The 13,856-nt window shown below is 54.5% G+C and carries 13 protein-coding genes; 7 read left to right on the top strand and 6 right to left on the bottom strand.

What is annotated here, in order from left to right:
* The first annotated feature begins 8 nt into the window (after positions 1-8).
* On the top strand, positions 9-329 hold the full coding sequence (locus KV190_RS06015; protein ID WP_011057339.1) for an MgPME-cyclase complex family protein: 321 nt from the start codon (positions 9-11) through the stop codon (positions 327-329).
* Here the strand turns inward: KV190_RS06015 and KV190_RS06010 are convergent.
* The gene (locus KV190_RS06010; protein WP_460195032.1) at positions 326-3,817 is read right to left on the bottom strand and encodes an AAA-like domain-containing protein; all 3,492 of its coding nucleotides are present in this window, start codon (positions 3,815-3,817) and stop codon (positions 326-328) included. The two genes, KV190_RS06015 and KV190_RS06010, sit on opposite strands and share 4 nt — an antisense overlap.
* A 10-nt stretch (positions 3,818-3,827) precedes the next feature.
* A complete protein-coding gene (locus KV190_RS06005; protein WP_460195031.1) occupies positions 3,828-4,634 on the bottom strand; it encodes a helix-turn-helix domain-containing protein in 807 nt (268 codons plus the stop codon).
* 141 nt (positions 4,635-4,775) lie between these two features.
* On the opposite strand from KV190_RS06005, the gene purC reads away from it, so the two are divergent.
* Both purC and KV190_RS05995 read left to right on the top strand, forming a co-directional pair.
* Positions 4,776-5,507: a phosphoribosylaminoimidazolesuccinocarboxamide synthase gene (purC, locus tag KV190_RS06000; protein ID WP_460195030.1), complete on the top strand. Its 732-nt coding sequence runs from the start codon at positions 4,776-4,778 to the stop codon at positions 5,505-5,507.
* 13 nt (positions 5,508-5,520) lie between these two features.
* Complete coding sequence (locus tag KV190_RS05995; protein ID WP_460195028.1) at positions 5,521-6,504, top strand: glucokinase; 984 nt, start codon at positions 5,521-5,523, stop codon at positions 6,502-6,504.
* A 5-nt stretch (positions 6,505-6,509) separates the two neighbouring features.
* Here the strand turns inward: KV190_RS05995 and KV190_RS05990 are convergent, their stop codons facing one another.
* The gene (locus KV190_RS05990; protein ID WP_460195026.1) at positions 6,510-7,445 is read right to left on the bottom strand and encodes a DUF1517 domain-containing protein; all 936 of its coding nucleotides are present in this window, start codon (positions 7,443-7,445) and stop codon (positions 6,510-6,512) included.
* Between the two features lie 251 nt (positions 7,446-7,696).
* Here KV190_RS05990 and KV190_RS05985 point away from each other — a divergent pair, with 251 nt between their 5' ends.
* Both KV190_RS05985 and KV190_RS05980 read left to right on the top strand, forming a co-directional pair.
* Positions 7,697-8,164, top strand: coding sequence for a DUF4079 domain-containing protein (locus KV190_RS05985; RefSeq protein WP_460195025.1), 468 nt, complete (start codon positions 7,697-7,699; stop codon positions 8,162-8,164).
* Between the two features lie 166 nt (positions 8,165-8,330).
* Complete coding sequence (locus KV190_RS05980; protein ID WP_460195024.1) at positions 8,331-9,401, top strand: ABC transporter ATP-binding protein; 1,071 nt, start codon at positions 8,331-8,333, stop codon at positions 9,399-9,401.
* Here KV190_RS05980 and KV190_RS05975 read toward each other — a convergent pair.
* From KV190_RS05975 to KV190_RS05965, 3 genes are all read right to left on the bottom strand, one after another.
* Positions 9,398-11,632: a transglycosylase domain-containing protein gene (locus KV190_RS05975; protein ID WP_460195023.1), complete on the bottom strand. Its 2,235-nt coding sequence runs from the start codon at positions 11,630-11,632 to the stop codon at positions 9,398-9,400. The two genes, KV190_RS05980 and KV190_RS05975, sit on opposite strands and share 4 nt — an antisense overlap.
* 54 nt (positions 11,633-11,686) lie before the next feature.
* The gene (locus tag KV190_RS05970; RefSeq protein WP_460195022.1) at positions 11,687-12,049 is read right to left on the bottom strand and encodes a single-stranded DNA-binding protein; all 363 of its coding nucleotides are present in this window, start codon (positions 12,047-12,049) and stop codon (positions 11,687-11,689) included.
* 138 nt (positions 12,050-12,187) lie between these two features.
* Positions 12,188-12,691 carry a CsgG/HfaB family protein gene (locus KV190_RS05965; RefSeq protein ID WP_460195021.1) on the bottom strand — a complete coding sequence of 168 codons (504 nt, stop codon included), beginning with the start codon at positions 12,689-12,691 and terminating at the stop codon, positions 12,188-12,190.
* Between the two features lie 243 nt (positions 12,692-12,934).
* On the opposite strand from KV190_RS05965, the gene KV190_RS05960 reads away from it, so the two are divergent.
* Both KV190_RS05960 and KV190_RS05955 read left to right on the top strand, forming a co-directional pair.
* Complete coding sequence (locus tag KV190_RS05960; RefSeq protein WP_460195020.1) at positions 12,935-13,531, top strand: tetratricopeptide repeat protein; 597 nt, start codon at positions 12,935-12,937, stop codon at positions 13,529-13,531.
* Positions 13,532-13,600: 69 nt separating this feature from the next.
* Complete coding sequence (locus tag KV190_RS05955) at positions 13,601-13,855, top strand: hypothetical protein (protein WP_149817491.1); 255 nt, start codon at positions 13,601-13,603, stop codon at positions 13,853-13,855.
* The last annotated feature ends 1 nt before the right edge of the window (position 13,856 follow it).

Raw genomic sequence — 13,856 nt, 5'->3', positions numbered from 1 at the left:
AGATCCCTATGGCGACGTACTATTACATTCTCGCAAGCAAAAAGTTTTTGACTGAGGAAGAACCCCTTGAGGAAGTGTTTCGCGAGCGACAGCGTCATTATCGGGAGCAAGGTAAAGAGATTGATTTTTGGCTGGTGCCAGAGCCTGCCTTTTTAGAGCAACCCCAGTTTGCTGAACAGAAGGCGCGTTGTCCACAGCCCGCCGCAGCCATTATCTCCACCAACCAGCAATTTATCCAGTGGCTGAAGCTGCGCTTGGAGTATGTGCTAATGGGGCAATTCACCAGCGAGGAAGTCCCGAACCCCCTTGCTTCCCTTGCGAGTGTTTAGGGACAGGCTTGGGCAACAGCGGGATTTTGTTGACGGTAGTCCTTGAGCCAGTCACAGGCGCTGGCTAATAACTGTCCTAGGGTGGCCAGCGGGCTAATCAAGACCTCGTCATCCTCGGTACCGATCGCCACATAGAGTTCGTCTTGGCCACTCACGTCAACGCTATAGGGAATAGCGGAAATGCGATCAATGAGTGTAATGAGCTGGCCTCTTTGGTTCCAAACCCGCACACTGCGATCGGGGGAGGCGGTGGCAATCATTTCACCATCGGGGCTAAGACCGAGACTGACAATACTCCGCTGGTGAGCACGAAAGACACGGGGAGGGCTGGGGGCATTTTTGCCGTGAATTGACCACAAATAGACGGAGCCACTTTCGCCAGCCGCTGCAAGGAATTGGCCATTGGCACTAAATTCAAGGCTGGCCAGCCATCCTGCATCTGGATTCAAGCGATAGGCAAGGCGATCGCCCTCAAAATTCCAGACCTCAATTGTGCCCGCAGACCCCGTACTCGCGAGGAGGGGGAGTGTCGGATGGAAGCTGAGGCTCCAAATTTCTCCCTCACTTTTGCGCTTTTGGATGTTCTCTGGCCGCTGGAGGTCAACGAGATAAATGGTGCCTTTTTCATCCCCTGCCGCCAAGTACCGTCGTTGGGCATCCATAGACACAGTGTAGAGGGGGGCTTCGATGGGCAGTTGCCAGATTTGCTGGGAGCGATCCGCAAGGTTCCAGATCACCAATTTTCCCCCTTTGGTGGCGATCGCCACCCGTTGGCCACTAGGACTAAAGAGCACTTGGTTGATGCCTTGAGGATCGAGAACTGGGGTTGTGGCAAGGAGCGTACCATCCCGCCGCCAGTACTTGACGCGACCATCTTTGCCCCCCGTGACCACTGTGGCTGCTTGGGGATCTAAGGCCACTGTCCAAATACTTTCTTGATCGGCAAGCCAGTGTTCTGTGCGGTGATGATCGAGGTACCACAGCGTCATTTGCCCGCCGCGATCGCTACTGAGAAGGACAGACCCCGTTGGATTAAAGCTGACGGTATTGATCAGGCGTTCATGACTCCCCAACTCAGCAATCAGTTCACCCGTTGGCTGCCACAGACGCATGGTGTTATCTGTGCTCAGGGTCAGTAGGCGATAGCCCACAGGAGACGTGCCCACAAAATAGACGGGGGCGGCACTCACACGCCATTGATTGATTTGTTGCCCCTTGGTGTTCCAAAGGCGGAGGGTGCCATCCTTGCCCACCGTCGCCAGTTGGCCATTGCTGAGATAGGTCAAACTGGTTTGGGGAACGGGAAAATCGGCTTGGACTTGCCATGCTTGGAGCAGTTCCCCCTGACGGGACCAAACCCGAATCCAGCCTTCTTCATCGGCAGTGGCCAAGCGATCGCCCCTGATGGCATAACTCAAGCTATTGATACTCCGGCTAGGGGTAGGAATAGTGGCCAGTAATTCCCCCTCAAGGCTCCAACGCAGCATATCCCCTGTAGTGGTGGTGGCCGTCAACTCCTGCCCCTCTGGACTAAAGCGAAAGTTGTTGATCGGTAAGGCAGGCAAACGCCGCTCAAAGACCAGTTTTTGCAGCTCGACACGCCACAGAGAAATTTCGCCCTTGTCATTGAGCAGACCTACGCGATCGCCCTCAGGGTTGATCCGCGCCAGTTTAACATTGCCCATCTCCAAAGACTGGGCACTCAGTCGCTCGCCGTTCACTCGCCAAAATTCCACAAGGCCGCTTTCACTAATGCTGAACTGCTGGCCATCGGCCGTCAAAAAGGCCGCCATCAGGGGGGTATTGTCACTCTGCCATTGGTTGCGGGCTTGAATGTGATCGAGGAAAAAATTGAGCACAAAGAGGGGGCGCGTGGTGGGGTATTGACTCAGGGGGCGATCGCCCACCAATCGTTTTAGGTCACGTCCTGCCTGAATTCCTGCCAACAGAGCGGGTAACTCTTGGCTTTGAAACTGCTCTAGGAGATCGTTACTGGTTTGCTCAAGGGCTAAACTTTCTTGGCTGGCCTGCAAATCGGCGTGGGTTTTGGCCAAAATCGCGGCTACCCCTAAGGAAATCACAGAAACAATGCCCAGCGCCATGAGGGCCCGCTGAGTGAGACGACTGGCTTTGCGGCGAGCTGCTTCCAGAATTCGATTGGCAGCGCTGATGGCTTCTTTTTCTTGGCGCTCGAGGAAGAGAGTATCTTGAATTGCCTTTTGGTTTGCCTCTTGACTAGCAGAGAGGTACTGATAATCCAGATCACTGAGACTTTTGCCACTGGCCCAGATCAACGCTTCCTCAAGGGCTTGTCCCCGCAGGAGCCGGGAGCTATCACTTCCCCCAGAGCGCAACCATGCTTGGAATTCCTCACTGTAGGGGCGCAGTTGTGCCAACTGTTGCTCAACCCACTGGGCATCAAAAACGTGGGCATAGATGGGGTTAAACACCTGCAACTTGCCTTGGCGCTGGCACACCAATCCCGTCAAAGCTAGGGCACGCTGCTCACTACTGCCATCAAGGGGAATGCCCCCCGTTTCTAAAACGCGCTGATAGAGACCCAAGAGACGACCAATGCGCTGTTCATCGGCCAGCAGGCGATTGCGAATCGTCTTCAGGTGTTCGGGTTCATCTTGCCGCTCCCAATCCTGAAGGATATGCTCTTGGACAAACTGCGCTAACTGCTGGGAGAGCGTTGCCGCTGGCATGAATGACCCGTGGTGTTGCAGCAGGCGACAGAGTTTTTGGGTCAAGAAGGGTTGGCCACCCGTCCAGTTGAGAATTTCCGCCAAGAGCTGATCGGGGTTGTCGCTGAGATGGGCAATGCCCTTGAGTAGGGGGGTGGCTTCCGCAAGGGTAAATCCCTGTAAATCAATGGCACAGCCAATGTTAAAGGGGGTGCGCTGCTTATCTTGAATCAGTTGATCGGGGGTGGCCACGCCAAAGAGGGCAAAGGTTAAGCGCTGATATTCGGGACACTCCGCCCGTTGGTTGTAACAAGCACGAATCCACGCAAAAAAATCATCGGTGGAAAAGGGCAGACTCAGCAAACTATCAATTTCATCAATGAAAATCACAAGGGGTTCACGGGTGTGGGCAAGCAGCACTGTTTCTACAAAGTCGCTGAGGCGCTGAATGGGTGACACAAGCTGGCGATCGCGCCACCAAGAGCGCAAGGAGACCACATCGGTTAACTGAAATCCCTGAATGAGGGCACCCACAAAGCTGGCATACCACTGCTCGGGTTGAATATTTTGGCTGCCAATTTTGGTAATGTCGAGGGCAGCACAGCGGTACCCCATTGTCATCAATTGCTGTGTGACTTGCACCCGCAAGCTGGATTTGCCCATTTGCCGTGAATTGAGAATATAGCAAAACTCGCCGGCGGTGAGGGCAGCCAACAGATCCGCATCCGCTTGCCGTCGGACATAGACTGCCGATGTGGTGGGTAAACTGCCCCCCACTTGATAGGTAGCTGCTGCATCCATTGAGGGTGACCTAGTTGGAAACGGTACGCTCAGGTGCTGTTGACGTGGTTGCTCTCTCTGAAGTGGCCTGACTAGCAAGAAATTCTTTTTCTGTCACTTCTCCCAGTTGCCCCATGGGTTGGGACGGACCATTATTGACACTCACCTTGACAGCGCCAGCATTCCCCGTGCGGACAATTAAACGTTCCTTGGCTTGCCAACTGCGCTCTGTTCCCGACTCCAAAATACCGGCATAGACGACTCGACCATCGGCTTCCACCTCGAGCCATGAGGCATCGGAGAGAGACAACTTGACCTCAAGCGTTTCAGGGGGCGTGGGGCTGGGCGTCGGTGTTGCCGCTGCTGTCGGGGTGGGTGTGGGGCTGGGGGACGCGGTAGGGGTCGGTGCGGGGGTTAAATCGGTGATGCTTTGGGCTTGGGGACGAAAGAGATAGGCCAACCCAGCCACTGCCGCTGCCACAAGGGCAAAGTACATCAGGTAGAGGTGAATTGGGCGCAACTGCCAACCTATGCCACCCTTGGGAACACTGGGTTTATCGGGGCGCTCCACAGGATCGGCCACTGTTGGAAAATTGGCGGCAATACTTTTGCCATCCAGGCCAAGGGCATCGGCAAAACGGCGAATAAATCCTTGGGTATAGACGGGTTCGGGCAACTCCTCTAGGCTGGCATTTTCAATGGCTGCAAGGATTGACTGGCGCACCAAGGTTTTGGCGGCCAACTCCTCAAGGCTCAGACCCAGTTCGAGTCGCTTGTCGCGGAGGAAGGCACCAATTTCTGCCAGTTTTTCTGCCTGTTGATCACTGAGGTGAGGCATCGCTATCTATCTCCTGCCGTCAGTCTATGCCAATTTGCCGAAGAGGGGTTTAGTCATTGGGATTATCCTATAGCAAGCTGCTGTAGATTGGGGGACTGCCTTTGGTAGGCTAGATCTGGCTTTTAGACGCACCTCTTTTTTATGACTCAGTTCTCTCCCTTGTACGAAGGCAAGGCAAAGATTATTTATGCCACAGCGGATCCAGACATCTTGCTGGCGGAGTTCAAGGATGATGCCACCGCCTTTAATGCTCAGAAGCGCGGCTCGATCCAAAACAAGGGAGTGATGAACTGCGCGATCGCCAGCCATTTGTTTCAGTATCTGGCGGCTCAGGGCATCCCCAACCATTTTATTGCCCAAGTGGCGCCAAACAAGATGCACATTCGGCGAGTAGAGATTATTCCCCTTGAGGTGGTGGTGCGCAATCGGGCAGCGGGAAGCCTTTGTCGGCAGACGGGATTGCCCTTGGGATTAGACCTCAATCCCCCCTTGGTGGAGTTTTACCTCAAGAATGATGATCTCGGTGATCCGCTACTCACGGGCGATCGCCTGCGCCTATTGCAGATTGCCACGGATGAGGAAGTCGCTCAGATCAGGGAAATGGCCTTGGCCGTCAATACCCATCTCAGTCGCTTTTTTGCGGAGTGTGGCATTACCTTAGTGGACTTTAAGCTAGAGTTTGGCCGCAGTCCAACAGGGGAGATTCTCTTGGCGGATGAAATTAGTCCCGACAGTTGCCGCCTCTGGAATCAAGATGAAAGTGATCCTGAAAAGCGCATTCTCGATAAAGATCGTTTTCGCCAAGATTTGGGGGCGATCGAGGATGCCTACGCTCTTGTCATGCAGCGAGTGTTAGCCCATAGCGTCAGTTAGCAAGGGGTGGGCAATGACCGTTGTACTCGGCGCCGATGTGGGTGGCACAAAAACGCTCGTCGAGTTGTGGGATGTGGTGGGCAGTGATTGGCATTTGCTCCACAGGGCTAAATACGCCAGCCGTGATTTCCCTGACTTGACAGCTCTTTTGCAAACGTTCCTCAAGGAGAGTCCTACCCATCCACAGCGGGCTTGTCTGGGGATTCCAGGCCCTGTGATTGACCAAGTGGCTCAGGTCACCAATTTGGACTGGCGGGTCAGTGGTGCCGAATTAGAGAGGGCATTGCAGATCCCTTGTGTGACGTTGCTGAATGATTTTGCAGCCGTGGCCTATGGTGCATTGGTGTTGCCGCCGACGGATTTTGTGGTCCTTCAGGAGCGGCCGCGGCGTCCCCAAGCGCCTATTGCCCTACTGGGAGCAGGGACTGGATTAGGGGAAGCACTAATGATTTGGCAGGGCGATCGCTACCAAGTGATGCCCCTGGAGGGCGGTCACACCGATTTTCCCCCCCGCAATGAACAGGAAATAGGTCTATTGCGCTATCTCTGGCAAACCTACGAGCGAGTTTCTGTGGAGCGGGTGGTTTCTGGTGCAGGGCTAGTGGCGATTTACGACTATCTCAAGAGTGTCCACTTTGCTGCCGAATCAGCAGGGGTTGCAGCAGCCATGGCAGAGGTAGAGGATCGCGCTGCCGTGATCAGTCAATATGGTCTTGAGGGGGATCCCCTGTGTGCGGAAGCCTTGCGGATGTTTGTGGATGCCTATGGGGCGGAGGCTGGCAACCTTGCCCTGAAAAGTTTGCCCTTGGGCGGGGTGCTGATTGCCGGGGGGATTGCCCCGAAAATTCTACCCAAAATGACCGATGGCACGTTTCTGCAAGGGTTTGTGAATAAGGGACGGTTTCGCCCCCTGCTAGAGCAGTTGTACGTTGCAGTGATTACGAATCCAGAGGTGGGATTACGGGGCGCCGTACATTTAGCCGCTCAGGGGGCCTAGGGGGGTTAGAGGTGCTTCAGTTGTGGATAGGCCATCAGCAACTCATCGGCAGTGAGGGTGTCACCAATGGCTTGAGGTTGCCAGAGCAATTCCACCGCCAGTAGGCGATCGCTACCAATGCCCCCCAACTGTTGCAACACTTGCCGTAGCTCGAGGTCGTTGTTCACTGCGGGCAATTTCAAGCGGCCAGTGGCAGCCACCACCAAAGTTACGACAATGTATTCACCCACATCATTGCTCACCACAGGGGCGATCGCCGTCTGCTTAATCTCACGGCGGTAGTTAGAGAGGGTTTCCGCACTGAGTTTGCTGCGCTCCGCAAGGGCCAGTTGGTTAAAGGCCGTTTCCGCTTGCAGCAGTTTCGTTTCTTGGCTGCTGGCGTGGGCATAGACCCAGTACTGGGGATGGCGCAGCAGGGCAAGGGTTGCCTCTTGCAGCACTTTGGTCAGACCTTCGGGACTTTGGGTATCGGCGGTGAGCGCCAGTTGATTCAGTTCCTCTTGGAGTTCGCGAGCTTGGGCGAGGAGTCCCACATGCAGCGTATGCAGCGAGACCACGGGGTTGTCTTGGTAGATCTCTGAGTCATCGCCGCTGTTGCGGAAGTTGCGGAAGGTGGAGATCAAGATATTGGCCAGTACACCAATCATGATGATCGTGAATAGGCCGCCAAAGCCACCCCCAAAACCAAAGAAGGGAATCAGGAAGGGAAAGCCAAAACCACCGCCATAAACAGGAACGGGCTGCGCATAGCCGCCGTAATCACTGCGGGGGGCACGGTAGGAACGGGTGGGCGCCGGACGACTAAAGGAGCCACCCCCGACACGTCCACCACTGCGGGCTGCCCATGCGGCACCACTGTCAAGGACAAGATGGGCAATCAATACCGCCACTGCCACAATTGCTGTCACAGATTTGAGACGTTGCCAAAAAGTTTTCATCATAAATTGTGTTCCCAAGGATTGACACACCGAAGGAAATGTCCTGCTCTCAGTCTAACGTTTTGTCATCTTTAGAACAGATAGGGAAACCCTACAGCCCTCTTCACGGGGATGGAACGCGCTGGCAGCAGTCAAAATTGCGAGAGCCTCGCGCCCCCTTGGTGTAGGCCATATTTTAGAAAAGGGCTGTATTACGATATGAAAAGCAAACTTTCGATGAATGCTTTGCCTGCCGAGTTCTGTTCACGAAAACAATGATTGAAATTCCTGAGCCTCTTAAGCCGGTGATTACCTTTGCCCACCCGGTGCTGATGTGGATTCTTTTTGCGCTCACGCTCTATGCCATGTATTTAGGGATTCAAACCCGTCGCCTACGCTCCCTCAGCGGCGAGGAAAAGAAAGCACTGATCCAATCCAAGGTCAATATCAAACACCACCAAGTGGGCGCTATCCTATTGGCTTTGATGGTCATGGGTACGATTGGCGGCATGGCCGTCACCTACATCAATAATGGCAAGCTCTTTGTCGGACCGCACTTGATTGTCGGGCTAGCGATGACGGCATTGATTGCGATTTCTGCCAGCTTGACCCCCTTTATGCAAAAGGGAAGTGAGGCCGCTCGTGCCCTACACATGACCCTGAATCTGTTTCTGGTGATCCTCTTTGGTTGGCAGGCGGTAACAGGTCTGCAAATTGTGCAGCGAATTCTCAATGCCAGCTAGATGCGGGTGGCAATCTAGGAAGCGATCGCAGCAATTGCAAAATCTCTGCAACAAGCGAGAACTTTTGTGCCAGAATATGAGGAGCGCCAATTACTGCAAATAATTCCTAATGCAGTGGGTGCTCCTTAGCTTTACTGGTTGCAGACGGTTCGCTTTCTGGGTGATCATGAGCACACTTTCCCTGATGCCAACGCTTAAAACAGCCGTCCAGGTTGAGCACTTACGTAAATCCTTTGGCCGCTTTGCTGCGATTCGCGATGTGAGCCTCTGTGTCCATGAGGGGGAAATTCTCGGGCTGTTGGGGCCTTCGGGTTGCGGCAAGACAACGCTACTGCGCTTAATCGCCGGTCTGGACACGCCAGATGCTGGGGAAATTTGGGTGGGCGATCGCTGTGTGGCAGCGGCAAATGTCTTTGTGCCCCCTGAGCAACGGTCTTTGGGCATGGTGTTTCAGGACTTTGCCCTTTTTCCCCACTTGACGGTGGCCGAGAATATTGCCTTTGGGTTGCAACAACAACGCCTGAGCAAGCAGCAAATTCAGGAGCGGGTAGCAGCAGTTTTAGCCTTGGTGCACCTAGAGGGAATGCAAAAGCGCTATCCCCATGAATTGTCCGGTGGGCAACAACAGCGGGTGGCCTTGGCGCGGGCGATCGCCCCCCAACCAGCGGTGATTCTCCTTGATGAACCCCTGAGTAATCTCGATGCCCAAGTGCGCCTGCAACTGCGGGAGGAATTACGCACCATTCTCAAGGGCACAGGGACAACGGCGATATTTGTGACCCATGATCAGGAGGAAGCCCTGAGTCTCTCGGATCGCCTAGCGGTGATGCGCCAAGGCAAGATTGAGCAGGTGGGTACCCCCCAAGACATTTATTGCCAGCCAGCCTCGCGGTTTGTGGCGGGCTTCATTACCCAAGCCAACTTTTTGCCGGCCTGTGCCGAAGGGTCTCAGGTGCGCACGGATGTTGGTGTCTTTCCCCTGCTGGAAACCCTGCCCAAAGGAGAAGGGGAAGTGATGATCCGCGAAGAGGATCTCCAGTTGCAGCCAGACACTGAAGCCACCAGTTGCTTTGTGATTCGCGATCGCCAGTTTCTTGGTCGCGAGTATCGCTACTGCATTCAACTGCCCTGTGGCAAAGAACTCCATGCCCGCCAGCCCCTTGCTGTGGATTTACCCATTGGGACTGCTGTGAAGGTAGCGGCTGAAGTGGTGCGCTTTTTCCCGAAGGAAAACTAATCTAGGGCACGCGCCATATACTCACCCCAGAGGGCGGCAGCTAGACCACTGCTGCCTTGAGTAGGGCTATTATCGTCATTGCCGAGCCAAATACCCGTGAGAACATCGGCAGTGGGTACATAGCCAATAAACCAAAGATCCCGACCATCATTCGTAGTGCCGGTCTTACCCGCGACTGGACGGCCAATGGCGGCGGCACGACCCGTTCCCCGACTCACAACAGCGGTGAGTAGATGCGTCATTTCATTGGCGATCGCGGGGTCGAGAACCCGTTGGGGCGTTTCATCACTGGCGGCATAGATCAGGCGACAGGTCTGCCAGTCGTTTGCACTTTTACAATCACCGCCATCGCGTACTGAAACAATGGCATGGGGCGGAATGCGCTGTCCCTCATTGGCGAGGACGGCAAAGGCACCACTGATTTCAAGGAGAGTGACCTCACTTTGACCGAGAACAAGGCCGGGCACCGCTTGCAGCGGACTGACAATGCCCATTGCTCTTGCCAATTGAATCGTGGCTTCTAAACCAACGCTTTGGGCGAGGCGCAAAGCAATCGGATTTTCGGAAAGGGCTAATGCTGTGGCCAAATCCATCGCACCACCCCCCCCACGACAGCCATCGAATTGTTGCCCTTTCCAGAAGACGGGAGCACAGGAAAAGGTTTCACCAGCCGTGTGGCCTTTCAAGAGGGCTTCGGTATAGACAAACACCTTGAAGGTCGAGCCGGGTTGGCGCAGCGCAAGCGTAGCCCGATTAAACTGGCTTTTTTGATAGTCCACCCCCCCCACCAGAGCCAGAATCAAACCACTACTAGGCTGGAGGGTAATCAATGCCCCTTGACTGACGTCATAGTTGCTGCCGGTGGTGCTAACGAAATTGCGCAGACTCAATTCAGCCTGTTCTTGCCAACGGGGGTCTAGGCCGGTTTCCACAATCAGGTTGCCCTCTTGAGCAAGGTCTTCGCCGAGGAGTTGGGCCAGTTCCTGATAGACATGATCCGTGTAGTAGGGAAAACGCTGGGAGGTGAGCAATTCCCGCGCCTTGGGACTAATTTCAATGCGGGAGCGGCGGGCGCGATCGCCCTCTTCTTTGCTGATGTAGCCCTGCTGCACCATGCGCAAAATGACACGATTGCGATAATCCACGGCAGCATCGTAGTCGCGCACAGGATTAAAACGGTTGGGGGCGGGCAGAATCCCCACCAGTGTAGCAGCCTCACTGAGGGTCAGGTCTTTGGCGGGTTTATCAAAGTAGAATTGAGCTGCATCTTCAAAGCCGCGATTTCCCATGCCCAAATAGACACGGTTGAGGTAGGCCAAGAGCAACTCATCTTTGCTGTAGAAAAATTCCAAATTCAGGGCAACCGCCATTTCCCGCCACTTGCGGCCGAGGCTCTCATCCATCCCCACATGGGAACGAAAGAGGGTACGTGCCAACTGCTGGGATAGGGTACTTGCTCCTTCCCGTGTTTGGCGGGTTAATAAATTGGTCACTACCGCTCGCGCCATGCCCAGAGGATCAACGCCAAAGTGCCAGTAGTAGCGCACATCCTCAGAGGCCAAGACCCCATGGACTAAGTAAGGGGAAAACTCATTGAGCCGTTGCAGTTCGCGGTGGGGGCGATCTTCCACTGGATTGATCAGTTCCCCTTGGCGATCGAGGAGAATAATCGGCCCTTGCTCAATCGGAGGCAGGGGACGCACCGCCACTTTGCTAGCTTCGGCAGTCAGTAATCCCATTACAAGGCCACTGATGCCGATCGCCCCCCAAATGCTGTAGCTGAGAACACGAACCCAAGGGGGGGGTGGATTGTGGAAGCGGAGGGTAACGGCACCTTTGACCTCAGGAGGGCCAAGGGTAATCACATCGCCGTGGTGCAGTTCACTCGTTTGCAGGCGCCGCCGTTTGCGATAGATGCCGTTGGTGGAGTCTAAGTCTTGGATTTGAAAGACGCCTGTGGGGGTGAGCCGTTTTAGGCGGGCATGGGTGCCACTGACAATCTCCGCATCAATAAGAATATCGGCACGACTCTGACTGCGGCCAAGAATGTAGCGATCGCCAACCAAGGGAAAGACTTGGCGTTGACCTTTGAACTCGACCCATAGTTCGGGCGTGCGAGCATTTTCCCGCAGGGAGACCTGTTGCCAATCAAAGCGGGAGTGTACCGTTTGCACCGCTTGGGTAACGGTCTGAGTCATGGACTGCCAAAAATCTCGGGCAGGATTGGGCATGGCAGCAGCTATGGGGACAATGGTATTGGACGCACGGGTAACCTGATTGTATCCCTACATTTCTGGCACATAGCCCGCTGGCACGGCACTCGGATCCGTATCTCGCTTGGAACTGAGGATATCCATGCGCTCAACGAGAATGACCGGCGAGGAGCGCTCGACCCCCGTGTTGCGGTCTTGCCAGCGATCGAACTTCAGACTGCCCTTAATACCCAAAAGCGTCCCTTTGCGCACATAATCAGCAGCCACCTGAGCCGTTTTGCCCCAAATTTCTAGGTTAAACCAATCGGGTTGATCATCCTTGCTGGGGCGATTTACTGCCAACGTCAGCCGACACTTCACACTCCCCGACTCAAAATAGCGCACGTCGGGATCACTGCCGACACGACCCACTAGATGAACCACGTTTAGACTCATGGCCGACTGCCTCAGATTGCTCTTCGCTTCATTGTATATCGTTTGATTCTACTTCCTGAAAGCAAGAGGAGTATCGATATAGCCTCTTCCTGAGTGGATTGCAACCCCCTGTTCTTAATGCTACTTCAGGGTTGGTGGCTAATTTGATACAGGTTTTGCGCGATCGCCAACCTTGAGACCTTGACCACTCAAAACGCGACCAACCGCAGAAACATCGTCCACTTCTGTAATTTGAATTCGACCGATGGGCTGGGTATCGAGGCGCAACATTCTACCTGTCGTTGGATCTTTAATCTCCTTGATCACCCGTTCAATCGAGAAGAACATCCCCGGCCGCAAGCCGTCTCTACTTCCCTTATTCAAGATCACTCGCCCTGCGGAGACATCGGCCACCACAGCCACAACATTAGGAAGCACTGGTGCAAGGGCAGCCAAGGCAGGTTCTTGCCGAATAATCCCCTCGACCAGTTGGTTCACTGCTTGCTCAGCCGCTGCCGATAGTAGCGGATCAGCCGCCTCACCAAAACTGCTTGCCCCCGTTCCCAAAACACTGGCACTACCAGTCTTTTTCTCTGCGGTTCCCCGTCCTTCAGTGGCCGCTAAAATTTCGCCAGTGGTGGTGTTCACAGTCCGAGCGGTCACCGTTCGGGTTTTTCACCGAATTTAGGTCTCTCCATATTCTGACATACTCCCACGACTAAAAGTCGTTGTAGGGCTTTTCCGCCCCGCACTAAAGTGACGGAGCTACCAAGCTAAATTGTGGTGTGCAGCCAAGAAAAGGGTCGGAGCCAGCGATTTATTACAACTGTTATCGTTTGCTGGGCGATTTCTTCATTTTCTTTTAGGATCGAAGTAAGGCTGAGCGATGCCGAAAGGAGGCCGACGATGCGCCAACAACTCTTCAGTGCTTTGACAGTTTTAGCTGCTTTTGTTGGTCTCAGCAGTGCTGCTGTGGCACAGCCGATGGCGATCGCCACCCTCACCCCCCCTGAACTTCAGGAACTGCAACGCCTTGTGCCCCGCAGTGCCGAGGATTACTACAACGTAGGGTTAATGCACCAAGGTACGGGTGATCTGGCCGCTGCCATAGAGGCCTTTAGCCAAGCAATCAGACTCAACCCCAGTGCGGACTACTACTTTGCTCGCGGCCTAGCCTACTATGACCAAGGGGATATGCAGCGGGCGATCGCGGACTTTACCACTGCGCTGCGCAACGATCCACAGTTTATTGCTGCCTACTACAACCGGGGCATGGCCTATCTTGCTCTGCAAAACTACACAGCGGCGATTGCAGACTTTGATGCTGCCCTAGCGCGGGATCCCCAATTTGTTGCTGCCTACTATAGTCGCGGCATGGCTCACTTCGATAGTGGCAATGTGGAATTGGCGCAACGGGACTATGAGCGTGCTCGCGCTCTCAACCCCGCCATGACAGCCCAGTACTACGATCGCGCCCCCCGTCCCCTCACTGGCGGTCCCTAGTACCTGAAGCCACCGATTGCGGCGATAATAGGGGGATAATGTGCATGATAAGGATGAGCGATCGCGCCTATGCCCAGAACCCCTTCTGAATTTGCGGTGCATTTATTTCTGGATGGCGGTCACCGTGAGGAGGTGCGCTTCCCCACCATTCAAGACTTCCAGAAGTGGTACAGCAACGAGTTAGTGGCCAAAGCAGATTCCAACGACTTTATCTCCGTTCCCATTAAAAACATTCAAGGGGAATACATGGTGGTGCGCCCCTCGAAAGTCTTTGCCATTCGGGTAGAACCCGTGTTTGCCTCTAGTGTGGATCGGTTTGCCTAAC

The organism is Thermosynechococcus sp. FA-CM-4201 (assembly GCF_054689355.1).
The sequence above is the reverse complement of the archived record's forward strand: the minus strand, read 5'-3'. Positions and strand labels throughout refer to the sequence as shown.